Origin of the sequence: Pseudomonas sp. RC2C2, from assembly GCF_018390435.1 — a bacterium.
Lineage (GTDB): Bacteria > Pseudomonadota > Gammaproteobacteria > Pseudomonadales > Pseudomonadaceae > Aquipseudomonas > Aquipseudomonas donghuensis.
Window position 1 is genome coordinate 3538883 of the sequence record NZ_JAHBAX010000001.1, and the last position, 15486, is coordinate 3554368.

At 63.7% G+C, this 15486-nt stretch carries 13 protein-coding genes; 3 read left to right on the top strand and 10 right to left on the bottom strand.

The genetic code is table 11. The features are described 5' to 3' along the window. Window positions 1–20: 20 nt before the first annotated feature. Window positions 21–2507 (bottom strand): glycerol-3-phosphate 1-O-acyltransferase PlsB, encoded by a 2487-nt coding sequence (gene plsB, locus KHO53_RS16310; RefSeq protein WP_213570517.1) that lies wholly within the window; start codon window positions 2505–2507, stop codon window positions 21–23. Between the two features lie 222 nt (window positions 2508–2729). On the opposite strand from plsB, the gene KHO53_RS16315 reads away from it, so the two are divergent. Continuing rightward, window positions 2730–2939, top strand: coding sequence for a cold-shock protein (locus KHO53_RS16315; protein WP_009395290.1), 210 nt, complete (start codon window positions 2730–2732; stop codon window positions 2937–2939). 88 nt (window positions 2940–3027) lie between these two features. Here the strand turns inward: KHO53_RS16315 and KHO53_RS16320 are convergent, their stop codons facing one another. The 4 genes from KHO53_RS16320 to KHO53_RS16335 all read right to left on the bottom strand — a co-directional run bounded on the left by KHO53_RS16320 (window position 3028) and on the right by KHO53_RS16335 (window position 8129). Next, window positions 3028–3405 (bottom strand): hypothetical protein, encoded by a 378-nt coding sequence (locus KHO53_RS16320; RefSeq protein WP_010224869.1) that lies wholly within the window; start codon window positions 3403–3405, stop codon window positions 3028–3030. A gap of 17 nt (window positions 3406–3422) precedes the next feature. Beyond that, entirely contained in the window at window positions 3423–4235 is an 813-nt protein-coding gene (locus tag KHO53_RS16325; protein ID WP_213570518.1) for a putative RNA methyltransferase, read from the bottom strand. Beyond that, a complete protein-coding gene (gene dapE, locus KHO53_RS16330) occupies window positions 4235–5386 on the bottom strand; it encodes a succinyl-diaminopimelate desuccinylase (RefSeq protein WP_010224867.1) in 1152 nt (383 codons plus the stop codon). The genes KHO53_RS16325 and dapE overlap by 1 nt, the downstream gene beginning before the upstream one ends. A gap of 151 nt (window positions 5387–5537) precedes the next feature. Then, complete coding sequence (locus KHO53_RS16335) at window positions 5538–8129, bottom strand: glycosyltransferase (protein ID WP_036994069.1); 2592 nt, start codon at window positions 8127–8129, stop codon at window positions 5538–5540. Between the two features lie 289 nt (window positions 8130–8418). Here KHO53_RS16335 and tcdA point away from each other — a divergent pair, with 289 nt between their 5' ends. After that, window positions 8419–9243, top strand: a complete 825-nt coding sequence (gene tcdA, locus KHO53_RS16340; RefSeq protein WP_010224865.1) for a tRNA cyclic N6-threonylcarbamoyladenosine(37) synthase TcdA — start codon at window positions 8419–8421, stop codon at window positions 9241–9243. Here tcdA and KHO53_RS16345 read toward each other — a convergent pair. From KHO53_RS16345 to KHO53_RS16360, 4 genes are read right to left on the bottom strand one after another with little or no spacing between them, the layout of a single operon-like run. Next, entirely contained in the window at window positions 9222–9632 is a 411-nt protein-coding gene (locus KHO53_RS16345; protein ID WP_010224864.1) for a SufE family protein, read from the bottom strand. The two genes, tcdA and KHO53_RS16345, sit on opposite strands and share 22 nt — an antisense overlap. After that, window positions 9629–10834, bottom strand: a complete 1206-nt coding sequence (locus tag KHO53_RS16350) for an aminotransferase class V-fold PLP-dependent enzyme (protein ID WP_100782985.1) — start codon at window positions 10832–10834, stop codon at window positions 9629–9631. The genes KHO53_RS16345 and KHO53_RS16350 overlap by 4 nt, the downstream gene beginning before the upstream one ends. A gap of 54 nt (window positions 10835–10888) precedes the next feature. Beyond that, on the bottom strand, window positions 10889–11923 hold the full coding sequence (dapD, locus tag KHO53_RS16355; RefSeq protein ID WP_010224860.1) for a 2,3,4,5-tetrahydropyridine-2,6-dicarboxylate N-succinyltransferase: 1035 nt from the start codon (window positions 11921–11923) through the stop codon (window positions 10889–10891). 41 nt (window positions 11924–11964) lie between these two features. Continuing rightward, the gene (locus tag KHO53_RS16360) at window positions 11965–12327 is read right to left on the bottom strand and encodes an ArsC family reductase (protein ID WP_010224858.1); all 363 of its coding nucleotides are present in this window, start codon (window positions 12325–12327) and stop codon (window positions 11965–11967) included. Between the two features lie 231 nt (window positions 12328–12558). On the opposite strand from KHO53_RS16360, the gene KHO53_RS16365 reads away from it, so the two are divergent. After that, the gene (locus tag KHO53_RS16365) at window positions 12559–14205 is read left to right on the top strand and encodes a Na+/H+ antiporter (protein WP_213570519.1); all 1647 of its coding nucleotides are present in this window, start codon (window positions 12559–12561) and stop codon (window positions 14203–14205) included. Window positions 14206–14271: 66 nt separating this feature from the next. Here KHO53_RS16365 and dapC read toward each other — a convergent pair whose 3' ends face one another. Next, the gene (dapC, locus tag KHO53_RS16370) at window positions 14272–15465 is read right to left on the bottom strand and encodes a succinyldiaminopimelate transaminase (RefSeq protein ID WP_100782987.1); all 1194 of its coding nucleotides are present in this window, start codon (window positions 15463–15465) and stop codon (window positions 14272–14274) included. Window positions 15466–15486: the final 21 nt, after the last annotated feature.

Here is a 15486-nt window from a genome sequence, read left to right on the forward strand (position 1 = left end):
AAGGCTCAGGCCAGTATGGCCTATGCCGCAGTCTCGGTGGTTTCTTCGCTGCGATGCAGGGCCACCTGGCGGATCGACAGGCGCACCTCTGCCGACAGCACCCGCTTGGCTGCGCCTTCGGCCAATTCGCTGAGCTTCGCGTGATAGCCAAGCTTGCCGTTGGTATCCGGGTGCAATACGCCTTGCTCGATCTGGGTCTGGATAAAGTGGCGGAACAGGGTCTTGTCGAAAAACTCCGGGGCGTTCAGGCCATGCAAAATCGACAGGCGCTGGGCCATGATCACACACAGGTCTTCCAGCTCTTCGGCGCTCAGGGTGTGCTGGCCGCTGTTGAGCAGCAGGGCGGTGGCCATGTAGAAGCGCTGCAGGGTCTGGGTGATGGCACGGGCCAGCAGGGTCAGCAGCACGAACTGCCGCGAACTCGGTGCCTGGCGCAGGTACACGCCGTTTTCGAAGCGCAGCAGGCCTTGCTCGACGAAAGCCTCCAGCCACTGGTCGATGACCGCGTCCAGCTCATCGAGCTCCCAGCGAATGAACAGCTCCGATTGCAGGTACGGGTACAGCGCCCGGGTGTACTGCAGAATCAGCTCGCGGCTCATGCGCGAGCTGCTCTGGAAGAAGCTCGCCAGCAAGGCCGGCAGAGCGACGATGTGCAGCACGTTGTTGCGGTAGTAGGTCATCAGGACAGCATTTTGCTCGTCCAGGTAGAGGATCTTGCCCAGCGCATCGCTCTGTTCGGCCAGCAGGTCCATGCCCTTGACGTGGCTGATCAGGGCCAGGCCATCACCTTCGGGCAAGGTGGTGTGCGGCGAATAGGGCACCGTGCGCAGCAGCGCCAGGTACAGGTCCAGCACCCGCGCCAGAGCACGTTCATCCAGGGCCAGGCGGCTGGTGGAGAGCAGCGCCAGGGCCACCAGGTTGACCGGGTTGATCGCCGCCGCCTCGTTCAGGTGCTGGGCGACTTTCTCGCCCAGGCGCGAGGTGGTCTCGTTGAGCCAGGCCGGGCGGAACTGCGGGCCGTGTTCCTGTTCGCGCCAGCCAGGTTGCTGCTGATCGAGGAAGGCGCCGAGGCGGATCGGCTCGCCGAAGTTGACCGCGACCTGGCCGAAGCGCTGCTTGAGTGCGCCGATGACCTTGAAGATGTCGAAGATCGATTCTTTCTTCTTGCTCGCACCGCGCAACTCGCCCAGGTAGGTGCGGCCTTCGAGCACGCGTTCATAGCCGATGTACACCGGGACAAAGACGATTGGCGTGCGCGAAGAGCGCAGGTAGCTGCGCAGGGTAATGGCGAGCATGCCGGTTTTCGGTTGCAGCATGCGTCCGGTGCGCGAGCGCCCACCTTCGACGAAGTACTCGACCGGAAAACCCTTGGTGAACAGCGTGTGCAGGTATTCGTTGAACACTGCGGTGTACAGCGGGTTGCCCTTGAAGGTGCGGCGCATGAAGAACGCCCCGCCGCGGCGCAGCAGGCCGCCGATCACCGGCATGTTGAGGTTGATCCCGGCGGCGATATGCGGCGGGGTCAGGCCGTTGCGAAACAGCAGGTAGGAGAGCAGCAAGTAGTCGATATGGCTGCGGTGGCAAGGCACGTAGATGACTTCATGGCCCGGGGCGATGCCTTGCACCTGCTCGATGTGGTTGACCTTGATGCCGTCGTAGATCTTGTTCCAGAACCAGCTCAGCACCACTTCCAGGAAGCGGATGGCGGTGTAGGTGTAGTCCGAGGCGATCTCATTGCCGTAGCGCAGGGCCTGGGCTTCGGCTTTGGCCAGCGGGATCTTCTCGCGCTCGGCCTCATCGGCGATGGCCTGGCGCACCAGCGGGTCGTGGATCAGGCCTTTGACCAGGTTACGGCGGTGGGAGATGTCCGGGCCGATGACGGCGGTCTTGAGGTTGCGAAAATGTACACGCAGCAGCCGCTGGGCCATGCGCATGGTGCGCTCGTGGCCCTTGTTGTGCTGCACCAGCTCGCGCAAATGGATCGGCGCCGAGAACTGCACGCGGGTCTTGCGCCCAAGGATCAGCACGGTGAGCAAGCGCCGCAGGCGCCCGGTAACCGCCCAGCTGTCAGCGAACAGCAGCTTCCAGGGGCTGGATTCGCTGGCCGGCGACTGGCCCCAGAACACGCTGACGGGGATGATCTGCGCGTCTTCCTCGGCATGCTGGCTGACGGCGTTGACCAGCCGTGCCAGGGTGGGCGGGGCGCCGCGCTTGTCGTGACGGCCAAGCCAGTCTGGCTCCGGGGTCAGGTAAAAGAACGCGGCAGGTTCTTGCAGGGTCCCGACGGCTACGGGCAGTACCGGGCGAGGCAGCCCGGCTTTGGTGCACTCGCGATCGAGTACCGCAAGGTCGGTCAGCGATGGCGATTGCAGGGCGTAAAACACTGGCCGGCTGCGATCCAGGTTCAAGGTGAAGGATGACTGGTTGATGGTCTCGGAGCGAACCCACAGGTACAACAGGCGACGCAGGGCGCCGAAGATCAGGCGGCGCAGGGGAGAACGGGTCATACGGTGTGTGCTCTGGATGAGATTTTCGAGTAATTGCTCAGTGGGCTAGTGTGCCGTATCTGCGCAAGTTCAGCAAAAAGCGCCCCGGTCATGAAAATTAATTTAAGTGTGTCATATACTCGGTCCGCCGCTTGCAAGAGATTTCGGCAAGCTGCGTCGGCAGGGGGTGGTGACCTCTCTGCATGCAAGGCGATTCCAAAATAAAAATCCGGAGTAGTTCAGATGTCGTCTCGTGAGACTGGAAGTGTAAAGTGGTTCAATGACGCCAAAGGTTACGGCTTCATTCAGCGTGAAGGTGGCGCGGACGTGTTCGTTCACTACCGTGCCATCCGGGGTGAGGGGCATCGCACCCTGCTCGAGGGGCAGCAGGTCGAATACAGTCTGACTCAGGGCCAGAAAGGCCTGCAGGCAGAAGACGTAGTCGGGCTGTAAGCGCCGGGCCACAAGCCTCGAGCCTGGGCCCAGAAGCGAAAAGGCCCGCCGCCGGACGACCGGGGCGGGCCTTTTCGAAAAAGTTCTTTCAGCTGGTGCGCCAGGTGATTTCTTCTTCGCCGTCGGCACTGATGCGGATCCAGCGATCGGCGTCCTCTTCACCTTCTTCCTCGACCCAGCTGCCCGGTGCGCAACGCACTTCGACGTTCAGCGCGGCAAAGGCGGCGCGAGCGCATTCAATGTCGTCTGCCCACGGCGTCTGGTCGCTTTCCAGGTAAAGACTGTTCCATTTGCCCACAGCTTTCGGTAACCAGGTAACTGGAATGTTACCGGCCTTGCACTTGTAGGTCTGGCCTTTCTGTTGCCAATCGCTGCACGGGCCGAGTGCCTCGGTGAGCCAGGCGGCGATCTGCTTGTGGTCGACGTCGGCGTCTTTCAGGTAAATCTCGATATCGGGTTGGCGCATAGGGGCTCCGGGTGCGCTCAGTCTTGGCGCACAAAGTAATCGTAACGCATCGATACCGTGACCTCGAAAGGCTCGGCCTGGTCGATGACGCGCGCGCGTTTATCGGCGCTGGCGCGCCAACCATGCGGGGTCATGGCCAGCAGGTCGGCGCGGGCCTTGCTATCGGCAAGGCTGAGGTGGAATTTCAGGGTTTCGCTATGGGCGTGCTGCATGCCCGCTGGCACCAGTGCCAGGTGTTTGTCGTCGGCGTAGTCGCGCACTTCATCGTAGAGCTTGTGGCGCAACTCGATCAGGTGCTCGTTGGTCGGGCCGACGCGCATCAGGCCGCCGCCGGGGCTCAGCAGGCGCAGGGCCTCTTGCCAGTCCAGCGGGCTGAAGACACTGGCCAGGAACTGACAGCTGGCATCGGCCAGCGGCACCCGGGCCATGCTCGCCACCAGCCAGGTCACCGCCGGGTTGCGCTTACAGGCCCGCTTGACCGCCTCGCGGGAGATATCCAGGGCGTAACCATCGGTCTCGGGCAGCGCTTGGGCGATCTGTGCGGTGTAGTAACCCTCGCCACAACCGATATCCAGCCAGCGCTCGGGTGCGCGTTCAGCGGCAAGCTCGGCCAGGCGCCGGGCTACCGGGGCGTAATAGCCAGCGTTGAGAAAGTCGCGGCGGGCCTCGACCATCGCCTGGTTGTCGCCCGGGTCACGGCTGTTCTTGTGCTGCACTGGCAGCAGGTTCAGGTAGCCCTGGCGAGCACGGTCGAAACGATGGCCGGCCGGGCAGGCCACGCCATTGTCGAGCGTGCTCAGCGCGGCGCTACAGATCGGGCAGGTGAGCATCAGGCAAGCAACCGGGTCAGGGTCTGGTAGTAGATTTCGGTCAGCACATCGAGGTCACTGGCCAGGATCCGCTCGTTGACCTGGTGAATCGTGGCGTTGACCGGGCCCAACTCGACCACCTGGGTGCCGAGGGTGGCGATGAAGCGCCCGTCGGAAGTGCCGCCGCTGGTCGATGCCTTGGTCTCACGGCCGGTAACCGCCTTGATGCTGGCCGATACCGCGTCGAGCAAATCGCCCGGCTCGGTGAGGAACGGCAGGCCCGACAGTGCCCAGTCCACGTGCCAGTCCAGCTGGTGTTTGTCGAGGATGGCGGCAACCCGCTGTTGCAGGCCCTCGACCGTCGACTCGGTAGAGAAACGGAAGTTGAACAGCGCAGTCAGCTCGCCTGGCACCACGTTGGTGGCACCGGTACCGGAGTTGAGGTTGGAGATCTGGAAGCTGGTCGGCGGGAAGAACGCATTGCCTTCGTCCCAGTGTTCGGCTGCCAGTTCCGCCAGGGCGGGAGCTGCCAGGTGGATCGGGTTCTTCGCCAGGTGCGGGTAGGCCACATGGCCCTGGACGCCGCGCACGGTGAGCTTGGCGCCGAGCGAGCCGCGGCGGCCGTTCTTGACCACGTCACCGACCAGGCTGGTGCTCGACGGCTCGCCGACGATGCACCAGTCCAGGCGCTCGTTGCGTGCCGCCAGGCGCTCGACCACGGCCTTGGTGCCGTGGTGGGCCGGGCCTTCTTCATCGCTGGTGATCAGGAAGGCGACCTTGCCGCGATGGTTGGGGTAGTCGGCGACGAAGCGCTCTGTGGCCACCACCATGGCCGCCAGGCTGCCTTTCATGTCGGCAGCGCCACGCCCGCAGAGCATGCCGTCGGCATCGATCAGGGCGTCGAACGGATCGTTCTGCCAGGCCTGCACCGGGCCGGTCGGGACTACGTCGGTGTGGCCGGCGAAGCACAGCACGGGACCTTCCTGGGTGCCATGGGTGGCCCAGAAGTTGTCGACGTCTTCGATCCGCATCGGTTCGAGCATGAAACCGGCATCGCCCAGGCGCTGCATCATCTGTTTCTGGCAGTCGAAGTCCAGCGGGGTTACCGACGGACGGCGAATCAGGTCGCAGGCCAGTTCAAGGGTAGGCGAGAGGTCGGCTGGGGCCGTCATGAGGAACTCCGGGGCAAGGCAGGGCACGAATTCGAGGGGGGTTATCTTATAGCAATTCAGAGCCCTGTAGGAGCGGGCTTGTCCCGCGATTGCGGACTTTCGGCCGGCATCGCATCGCGGGGCAAGCCCGCTCCTACAGGTTATCTCAGGATCAGGAGGCCTGGGCCGGCTGCGCTGCATCCACAGGCTTAGGCAGCGACGACAGCATGGCCATGATCAGCGCCGCCAGGTACGGCAGCGACTGCACCAGCAGCATCGTCACCCAGAAGCGCATGTCATTGCTCGGCAGGCCCTGGACCAGGTAGATCCCGGCCGCGGCGCCCCACAACAGCAACATGATGAACAGCTCCTCACGCGCCTCGGAAAGCGCCACCAGCAAGCCATGGCTGTCGGCGTTCTTCGGCGTACGGAAGAACGGAATGCTGCTGGTGAAGAAACCGTACAGCACCGCCTTGGCAATCGTGTGCGAAAGCGCAAGGCCCGCCAGGGCCGCGGCGAAAGCGTCCTTGAGGTTCACGCCCACCGCGCGGCGGTAGAGGAACACGATCTTGCCGACCTTGAACACGAACAGCGCCAGTGGCGGAATAGCGAAGATCAGCAGCGGCGGGTCGACCCGTTGCGGCACGATGATCATCGCCGCCGACCACAGCAGGGCGCCGACAGTGAAGAAGATGTTCATGCCATCGGCGATCCACGGCAGCCAGCCGGCCAGGAAGTGGTAGCGCTGGCCACGGGTCAGCTCCGAGTCCTTGCCGCGCAGCAGGCTTGCGGCATGGCGCTTGATGATCTGGATGGCGCCGTAGGCCCAGCGGAAGCGCTGCTTCTTGAAGTCGATGAAGGTGTCGGGCATCAGGCCCTTGCCATAGCTCTCGTGGGAATACGCCGCTGAGTAGCCCTTTTCGAACACGCGCAGGCCGAGCTCGGCGTCTTCGCAGATGCACCAGTCGGCCCAGCCCAGCTCTTCGAGCACCGAGCGCCGGGTCATGGTCATGGTGCCGTGCTGGATGATCGCATCACGGTCGTTGCGGGTGACCATGCCGATATGGAAGAAGCCCTTGTACTCGCTGTAGCACAGCTTCTTGAAGGTGCTCTCGTTCTGGTCGCGGTAGTCCTGGGGGGATTGCACCACGGCGATTTTCGGGTCGGCGAAGTGCGGCACCATGTGCTTGAGCCAGTTGCGGTCGACGCAGTAGTCCGAGTCGATCACCGCGATCACTTCGGCGTCCTTGGCGGTATGCGGGATCAGGTAGTTCAGCGCACCGCCCTTGAAGCCGGCCAGGGGCGCGACATGGAAGAACTTGAAGCGCTCGCCGAGCATCTCGCAGTGGGCCTTGATCGGCTCCCAGACCGCCGGGTCCTTGGTGTTGTTGTCGATGATCAGGACTTCGTAGTCCGGATAATCCAGCGCCGCCAGGGCGTTGAGGGTCTGTTTGACCATCTCTGGCGGCTCGTTGTAGCACGGCACATGCACCGAGACTTTCGGCCGGTAGGCGGCGTCGGCCTGTACCGGCAAAAACTCCCGGCGGCGCTTGTGAATCCATACAGCTTCGGCCAGTTCATGGGCCTCGGTCAGCAGCACGATAAACACGCCAAGGGCGCCAAGGGCGAGCAAAAAGCCCACGGTCAGGCTGAACCAGGTGCTGTATTGCTGGCTATAGTCGTAACCGATCCATACCAGCACCGAGCCGCAGAGGAAGGCGATGAAGGTCAGGAAGGTGCGGCCGCGCTGGCGCAGGGCCGAGCCGTCGATCAGCAGCAGGGTCAGCGAGAGCATCGCCAGTACCACCGAACCGACCGCCAGTACGCGCCATTGCGGAATGGCCACTACTGGGCCTTCGAAGTTGAACTTCTGCTGGCGGGCGGCGTTGAACACGCCCCAGTAGGCGCCCACCGAGCCTTCGTCACTGGCTTTCCATGGCTGGTCGTAGGCTTCGATGACGAAGTAGTTGTAGCCCTGGCGGTTGAGCTTGTTGACCAAGGTGCGCAGGTAGATGGCCTGGTCGGCCTGGGTGGCCTCGGCGCCGCCACGCATGCGGCCGTTGCTCGGCCAGCCGACTTCAGACAACAGCAAGGGTTTGCGTGGGAATTGTTGCTTGAGGTCGCGGGCACGGTCCAGAACGAACTGGCCGGCATCCTTCATCGGGATGAACTCCCAATACGGCAGGATGTGCGCGGCGACCAGGTCGGCATGCTTGGCCAGCTCCGGATGTTCCTTCCAGATGTGCCATTGCTCACTGGTGGTCACCGGTACTTTTACCGCGGCGCGTACCCGGTCCATGTACTGGATCAGCGCCTGCGGGGTGATCTCCTTGCGGAACAGCGCTTCGTTGCCGACCATGACCCGCACGACACTGCGCGAGCTGTTGGCCAGTTCGATGGCTTTCTCGATTTCCCGCTCGTTGCGCTCAAGGTCCGGGCTGATCCACACCCCCAGGGTCACGCGTAGGCCGAACTCTTCGGCCAGGCGCGGGATTTCCGCCTGGGTGCCTTCCACGGTATAGATCCGGATACTGTCGGTCAGCTTGCTGAGCTGCTCAAGGTCCTGGCGCAGCTCGTCCTCGCTCGGGTATTGGCCCTTTTGCGGGCTCTCGCCCTGGCGGAACGGCGAATAGGAAAAGCCGGAAATCTGCTCCGGCCAGTTGGGGGCGGAAACCGGGCGGTTGATCAGCGCCCAGAACCCGGTGAATAGCGCGGCGATTGCCATGACTATCACCAGGTTGATACCAAATTTACGCGATGACATAGATAGTTCGGGTTCCGAAAGGTGGAACGGGCGGGCGCCAGAGGGCGCGAATCCTGCGTACTTCCTGCCCAGGCAGTGTGGGAACAGGTCGGTGGCAGAAGATTGGATTAGCTTCAGGCGCTGAAGTTCTTAGCCCGTACTTTTGTCGTCCAAGTCTTTGGATTGCATAGGACATTAAAGCAGGATTACAACTACCTTTACCAATGCATGGCTCGGGCGGCAGGTACTGCAGGGTGCCTTCGCGCCGCAAGAGGCCTATAATGCGCGCCGGTTTTTTCGGGGTTGGGCCATGAGTACAGAAGATCCACGCTTTGCCGGTGTCGCCCGGTTATACGGTGACAACGGCCTGCAGCGCCTGCGCGAGGCCCATGTGGCCATCGTCGGTATCGGCGGGGTCGGCTCCTGGGCGGCCGAAGCCATGGCCCGTAGTGGCGTCGGCGAAATCTCCCTGTTCGACCTCGATGATGTCTGCGTCAGCAATACCAACCGCCAGTTGCATGCCCAGGAGGGCAATATCGGCCGCGCCAAGGCCGAGGTCATGGCTGAGCGCCTGCGGGCCATCAACCCGGCCTGCAAAGTGCATGCAGTGGTGGATTTCGTCACCAAGGAAACCCTGCCCGAGTACATCGGCGAGCACATCGATTGCGTGATCGACTGCATCGACAGCGTCATGGCCAAGGCCGCGCTGATTGGCTGGTGCAAGCGCCACAAGGTCACCATCATCAGCACCGGTGGTGCCGGCGGGCAAATCGACCCAACCCAGATCCGCGTTGCCGACCTGAACAAGACCTTCAATGACCCGCTGGCCTCGCGGGTGCGTTCGACGTTGCGCCGCGATTACGGTTTTTCTCGCACGGTGACCCGCAACTACAGCGTGCCCTGTGTGTTCTCCACTGAACAGCTGCGCTATCCCAAAGGTGACGGCAGCGTCTGCTTGCAGAAGAGTTTTGTTGGCGAGGGGGTGAAGCTGGACTGCTCCGGCGGCTTCGGCGCGGTGATGATGGTCACCGCGACCTTCGGCATGGTCGCCGCCAGCAAGGCGGTGGAAAAGCTTGTGGCTGGCGCCCGCCGCCCGTCCGAGCGCAGCAAGGCTCAGGCACCGGCGGCAAGCTGAGCCATGCGTTGCAGGACGGCGTTCAGGCCGTTGCTGCGTGAAGGCGAGAGCTGGCGGCCCAGGCCCAGCTGATTGAACCAGGCGGGCAGGTCCAGTTGCGTCAGCTCAGCGCTGGACAACCCTTCGACCCGCACCAGCAACAGTGCCAGCAAGCCGCGGATGATCCGTGCATCACTGGCCCCCTTGAAGCGCCACTGGCCGTCCTGCTGCTCGGCCACCAGCCAGACCTGGCTTTCGCAGCCGTGTACACGGTTGGTTTCGGACTGTTCCTCTGCGCTCAAGGGCGCCAGACGCTCGCCCCATTTCATCAGCAAGCGTGCGCGCTGTTCCCAGCCGGTCGCCTGTTCGAAAACATCCAGCGCTTGCTGCGCAGCCAGGGGCAGGCTCATCTCAGCAACTCCAGGGCTTGGTCCAGGGCTTCGAAGAAGCGCTGCAGGTCGTCGGAGTCGTTGTACAGGCCCAGGGACACGCGGATCGCGCCATCCAGGCCGAGGCTTTTCAGCAACGGCATGGCGCAGTGATGGCCGGCGCGCACGGCGATGCCTTGCTCGGTGAGCATATGGGCGAGATCGGCATTATGCACCCCCTCGACCACGAAGCTGGCCAGGGCCAGTTGCGGTTGGCCGAGCAGGCGGATGCCTTCGCGGTCGTTGAGGCCGCGCAGCAGATGCCGGTGCAGGCCGGCTTCATGCTCGGCGACCGCATTGGCATCGAGACCTGCGAGGTAATCGAGGCTGGCACCGAGGCCGATCACACTGGCAATCGGCGGGGTACCGGCTTCGAAACCCAGGGGTGCCGGGCGAAAGCTGGCGCTGTGGTAGTCGGCGATCTGCACCATCTCGCCGCCGAACTGCCAATGACGCAGGCGCGCCAGGGCCTCGCTGCGGCCGTAGAGCACGCCGACGCCGTCAGGGCCGTAGAGCTTGTGGCTGGAGAATACATAAAAGTCGCAACCCAACTGGCGTACGTCGTGACGGCCGTGGACCACGCCTTGGGCGCCATCGACCACAGTCAGCGCGCCCTGGGCCTGGGCATGGGCCAGCAGGGGCTCCAGTGGCTGCCAGGCGCCGAGCACGTTGGACAGCTGGCTGACCGCCAGCACCCGTGTGCGTGGGCCGATCAGTTGCAGGGCGATGTTCAGATCGATCAGGCCGCGGCTGTCCAGTGGCAGGACCACCAGCTTCAGCCCGCGGCGCTGCGCCAGCTGTTGCCAGGGCAGCAGGTTGGCATGGTGTTCCAGGGCGCTGATGACGATTTCGTCGCCGGCTTCGAACAGTGGCTCAAGCCCGTAGGCGAGCAGGTTCAAGGCCGAGGTGGCGCCATGGGTGAAGACGATCTGCTGGCTGTCGGCGATATTCAGCCAGCCGGCGACCTTTTCCCGGCTGCGTTCGAAGGCTTGGGTAGCCAGGGCGCCGGGCAGGTGTTGGGCACGGTGCACGTTGGCAGCACCATGACCGTAATAGTGGCTCAAGGCATCGAGCAGGATTTGCGGTTTTTGCGTGGTAGCGGCGCTGTCCAGGTAGGTCTGGTGCTGGCGTTGCAGGGCGTCGATGGCTGGAAAGTCAGCGCGCCAGGGGGAGGGCTGGAACATGATGATCGGACCTGAAAATCGGGCCTGGCGTTAGGCCAGACCCGATGGTACCACTTAGTTGTGGGCGTGCAGCGCTTCGTTCAGCTCGATGGCCGACTTGTGGGTCTTGCACTCCACGGCGCCGTTGAGCGAGTTGCGGCGGAACAGCAGGTCGGTCTGGCCGGCCAGGTCGCGGGCCTTGACCACTTTGACCAGCTGGTTGTTCTCGTCCAGCAGGTTTACCTTGGTGCCGGCAGTGATATACAGGCCGGCTTCGACGGTGTTGCGGTCGCCCAGCGGGATGCCGATACCGGCGTTGGCGCCGATCAGGCAGCCTTCGCCAACCTTGATGACGATGTTGCCGCCACCGGACAGGGTGCCCATGGTCGAGCAGCCGCCGCCCAGGTCTGAACCCTTGCCGACGAAGACGCCCGCGGAGACGCGGCCTTCGATCATGCCCGGGCCTTCGGTGCCGGCGTTAAAGTTGACGAAGCCCTCGTGCATGATGGTGGTGCCTTCGCCGATGTAGGCCCCCAGGCGCACACGGGCGCTGTCGGCGATGCGAACGCCGGCAGGGACCACGTAGTCGGTCATTTTCGGGAACTTGTCCACCGAGAACACTTCCAGCAGCTCGCCCTTCAGGCGCGCTTCCAGTTGCTGCTCGGCAAGTTCCGCCAGGTCGATGGCGCCCTGGCTGGTCCAGGCCACGTTCGGCAGCAGCGGGAAGATGCCGGCCAGGTTCAGGCCGTGCGGCTTGACCAGGCGGTGCGAGAGCAGGTGCAGCTTCAGGTAGGCTTCCGGGGTGGACGTCAGTGCGGCGTCTTCGGCCAGCAGGGTGGCGACCAGTGGCTTGTTGCTTTCGGCCAGGCGGGTCAGCAGTGCGGCCTGGGCGGTGTCGACGCTCTTGAGGGCTTCGGCAAGCTGCGCGGCCTGGCTGGTGCTGAAGGCGATCGCCTGGTTGCCGCCTTCATAGCCCAGGACCGGGGCGATGGCCGCAACCAGTTCGGCAGCCGGGTTGATCAACGGTTGTGCGTAGAAGACTTCCAGCCAGGCGCCTTGACGGTTCTGGGTGCCGACACCGAAGGCCAGGCTGAACAGGGTAGTGGACATGCAGTTACCTCTTGCGAATTGAATGAAAGCTCGGCGCCGGTTTACTGAAGGGCGGCCGCGTACAGATCAGGCTTGAAGCCGACCAGGGTCCGCTTACCGAGGTCGAGCACAGGGCGCTTGATCATCGACGGTTGGGCCAGCATCAATTCGATGGCCTTGGCCTGGTCGAGATCGGCCTTCTGGGCGTCTTCGAGTTTGCGGAAGGTGGTGCCAGCACGGTTGAGTACTGTTTGCCAGCCATGTTCATCGCACCAGCGCTCAAGGCTTGCACGGTCGATGCCCTGGGTCTTGTAGTCGTGGAAATCGTAGCCCAGGCCTTGGTCTTCAAGCCAGGTACGGGCTTTCTTCATGGTGTCACAGGCCTTGATTCCATAAAGGTGCAATGGCGTGTCGCGTTTGGTCATGTCTTGCCCCTCCTGGGAAAAAATGGTGAAGGATTATGCCATGGTCGGCGGCTTTGGGTTGCCGTTGCCATGGCTCTTTGTAGCATTGTGTTACAGGTTCTGGGCGGTTCTGCGACTTTTGTGCAGCGGTGCGCCGGCAGCCTAAGCGGCTAATATGTCGTTTCAATGGCAATGCCGTGCCCAGGCCAGCATAAGTCGTTGAATGCGTTTGAATTGAACAGGACTCGCCGAATGCAATCAGCCTACACCGTTCTCATCCTGCTGATGCTGGTGAGTGTTTCCAAACTGGTCGGGCGGATGATCCCGCTGCCCTTGCCGCTGGTGCAGATTGCCGCCGGCGCCTTGCTGGCATGGCCTACCCTGGGCCTGCACGTGGCCCTGGACCCGGAATTGTTTCTGTTTTTGTTCCTGCCGCCGTTGCTGTTTTCCGATGGCTGGCGGATGCCCAAGCGTGACCTCTGGCGGTTGCGCGGCCCGATCCTGACCCTGGCGGTCGGCCTGGTGCTGTTTACCGTGGTCGGTGCCGGCTATTTCATTCACTGGATCCTGCCCGGCATTCCGTTGCCGGTGGCCTTTGCCCTGGCCGCGGTGCTGTCGCCGACCGACGCCGTAGCGGTCTCGGCCATCACCCAGGACCGCCTGCCGACGCCCTTGATGCACATGCTCCAGGGCGAGGCGCTGATGAACGATGCCTCGGGCCTGGTGACCTTCAAGTTCGCCCTGGCGGCGGCGATCACCGGGGTGTTCTCCCTCGCTGAGGCCAGCCTGACCTTTGTTCTGGTCGCTGTCGGCGGCCTGGCCATTGGTGTGGCCCTGAGCTGGCTGGTCGGGCGCTTGCGCGCCTGGATGATCGCCCGCGGCTGGGACGACCCGGCCACTCACGTGGTGTTCATGTTGCTGCTGCCGTTTGCCGCTTATGTGCTGGCCGAGCGCCTGGGCGCCTCCGGCATTCTCTCGGCGGTGGCGGCGGGGATGATGCAGAGCTGGCTCGACCTGTTGCCGCGCCAGACCAGCACGCGCCTGCTCAACCGCAGCGTCTGGTCGTTGCTGGAGTTCGCCTTCAACGGTCTGATCTTTCTGCTGTTGGGCTTGCAGTTGCCCGACATCATCAAGGCGGTGACCAGCCACGAAGCCTCGCTGTGGCCGACCTTGCTGTGGCGCTGCATGGATGTGGTGGCGATCTTCGCCGTGCTGCTGGCCTTGCGTTTTATCTGGGTGCAGAGCATCTGGCGCCTGATCGGGGTGATCCGCCGCTGGCGCGGCAAGGAAGACCTGGTGCTGGTGCCCAACGCCCGTTCCTGCTGGTTGTTGACGGTTGGTGGGGTGCGCGGGGCGGTGACCCTGGCCGGTGTCATGTCGGTGCCGCTGCTGATCAGCGCCGGCAAGGACTTCCCCGAGCGAGACTTGCTGATTTTCATCGCGGCCGGGGTCATTCTGCTGTCGCTGGTCGCTGCCTGTATCGCTTTGCCACTGCTATTGCGCGGTGTCACCAAGAGCCCCGACGACGCCCTGCGCCAAGAGGCCCAGGACGCCTGGCGGCGCACCGCTGAAGCGGCGATTCACGCCCTTGAGGGCAAAGACCTGAGCGAGGCTGGTACGCCGCTGGATGCCTCCCAGGCGGCGCTGGCGGCCGAGCTCAAGGCGCGGTTGATGGCCGAGTACCGGCATCAGCTCGAAACCTTCAACGACAGCGCCGAAGCCCAGGCCCTGGCCGCACAGATGGACCACCTTGAGCGGCGCTTGCGCCTGCGCGCGCTGCGGGCCCAGCGCCTGGAGCTGTACAACCTGCATCGTCAGCACCAGATCGGCGATGACGTGGTGCGTCAGGTGCTGGGGGAGCTGGATATGAGTGAGGCGAATCTGGGGCCGGTAAAGTAAGGCAATCACCGGCCATGCCCGCTCCTGCAACTGTGGGAACGGGCTTGACCCGCGATGAGTCTGAGCTTATTGCTGCAAGAACGCGCGAATCCGTTCGGCCGCCTCGACACATTCGGCCAACGGCGCCACCAGCGCCATGCGCACCCGCCCGGCACCCGGGTTGACGCCATCCACTTCGCGCGACAGGTACGAACCCGGCACCACGGTCACGTGCTGGGCTTCGAACAGGTCTCGGGTGAACTCGGCGTCATCGCCTGGCACCTTGGCCCACAGGTAGAAACCACCGTCCGGGCGCTGCACATCCAGTACCGGGGCGAGGATCTTCAGTACTGCATCGAACTTCTCGCGGTACAGGTCGCGGTTGGCCAGCACGTGTTCTTCGTCGTTCCAGGCGGCAATGCTCGCCAGCTGGGTTTGCACCGGCATGGCGCAGCCGTGGTAGGTGCGGTAGAGCAGGAACGGCTTGATGATCTCGGCGTCGCCGGCCACGAAGCCCGAGCGCAGGCCCGGCAGGTTGGAACGCTTGGACAGGCTGTGGAACACCACGCAACGCTTGAAGTCGCTGCGCCCAAGCTCGACGCAGGCGCTGAGCAGGCCGGGCGGTGGGCTTTGTTCGTCGAAGTACAGTTCGCTGTAGCACTCGTCGGCGGCGATCACGAAATCGTATTGGTCGGCCAGGGCGATCAGTTTTTTCAGGGTCTGCATTGGCACCAGGGCGCCGGTCGGGTTGCCTGGGGAGCAGAGGAAAAGGATCTGGCAGCGCTGCCAGGTCTCGGCCGACACGGCGTCGAAGTCCGGGTTGAAGCCGTTGCTGTCCAGGCAGGGCAGGTAGTGCGGGGTAGCGCCGGCCAGCAGCGCTGCGCCCTCGTAGATCTGGTAGAACGGGTTGGGGCTGATGACCAGGCCGTTCTCGGCGCGATTGACCACCGCCTGGGTGAAGGCAAACAGCGCTTCACGGGTGCCATTGACCGGCAGTACGTGTTTGTCGGCATCCAGCCAGCCGGCCGGGACGCTGAAACGGCGTTCGCACCAGCGAGTGATGGCTTGACGCAGCGCCGGCAGGCCGGCGGTGGTCGGGTACACGGCCATCTGCTGCAGGTTGTCGGCCAGGGCCTGGGCGACGAACGCCGGCGACTCATGCTTCGGTTCACCGATCGACAGGGCAATGGCGCGTTTGTCCGCCGCAGGCGTCACGCTGCCGAGCAGCGCACGGAGTTTCTCGAACGGGTAGGGCTGAAGCTGGTTCAAAGCGTTGTTCATCGGCGCAAGGTCTCGTCAAAC

What these genes read in the sequence shown, in the direction of transcription:
- dapD (WP_010224860.1), bottom strand. Translation starts at nt 11,923, where the DNA reads ATGTCCACTACCCTGTTCAGCCTGGCCTTCGGTGTCGGCACCCAGAAC.
- KHO53_RS16315 (WP_009395290.1), top strand. Translation starts at nt 2,730, where the DNA reads ATGTCGTCTCGTGAGACTGGAAGTGTAAAGTGGTTCAATGACGCCAAA.
- dapE (WP_010224867.1), bottom strand. Translation starts at nt 5,386, where the DNA reads ATGACGGCCCCAGCCGACCTCTCGCCTACCCTTGAACTGGCCTGCGAC.
- KHO53_RS16335 (WP_036994069.1), bottom strand. Translation starts at nt 8,129, where the DNA reads ATGTCATCGCGTAAATTTGGTATCAACCTGGTGATAGTCATGGCAATC.
- KHO53_RS16350 (WP_100782985.1), bottom strand. Translation starts at nt 10,834, where the DNA reads ATGTTCCAGCCCTCCCCCTGGCGCGCTGACTTTCCAGCCATCGACGCC.
- KHO53_RS16320 (WP_010224869.1), bottom strand. Translation starts at nt 3,405, where the DNA reads ATGCGCCAACCCGATATCGAGATTTACCTGAAAGACGCCGACGTCGAC.
- KHO53_RS16365 (WP_213570519.1), top strand. Translation starts at nt 12,559, where the DNA reads ATGCAATCAGCCTACACCGTTCTCATCCTGCTGATGCTGGTGAGTGTT.
- KHO53_RS16325 (WP_213570518.1), bottom strand. Translation starts at nt 4,235, where the DNA reads ATGCTCACCTGCCCGATCTGTAGCGCCGCGCTGAGCACGCTCGACAAT.
- plsB (WP_213570517.1), bottom strand. Translation starts at nt 2,507, where the DNA reads ATGACCCGTTCTCCCCTGCGCCGCCTGATCTTCGGCGCCCTGCGTCGC.
- KHO53_RS16345 (WP_010224864.1), bottom strand. Translation starts at nt 9,632, where the DNA reads ATGAGCCTGCCCCTGGCTGCGCAGCAAGCGCTGGATGTTTTCGAACAG.
- KHO53_RS16360 (WP_010224858.1), bottom strand. Translation starts at nt 12,327, where the DNA reads ATGACCAAACGCGACACGCCATTGCACCTTTATGGAATCAAGGCCTGT.
- dapC (WP_100782987.1), bottom strand. Translation starts at nt 15,465, where the DNA reads ATGAACAACGCTTTGAACCAGCTTCAGCCCTACCCGTTCGAGAAACTC.
- tcdA (WP_010224865.1), top strand. Translation starts at nt 8,419, where the DNA reads ATGAGTACAGAAGATCCACGCTTTGCCGGTGTCGCCCGGTTATACGGT.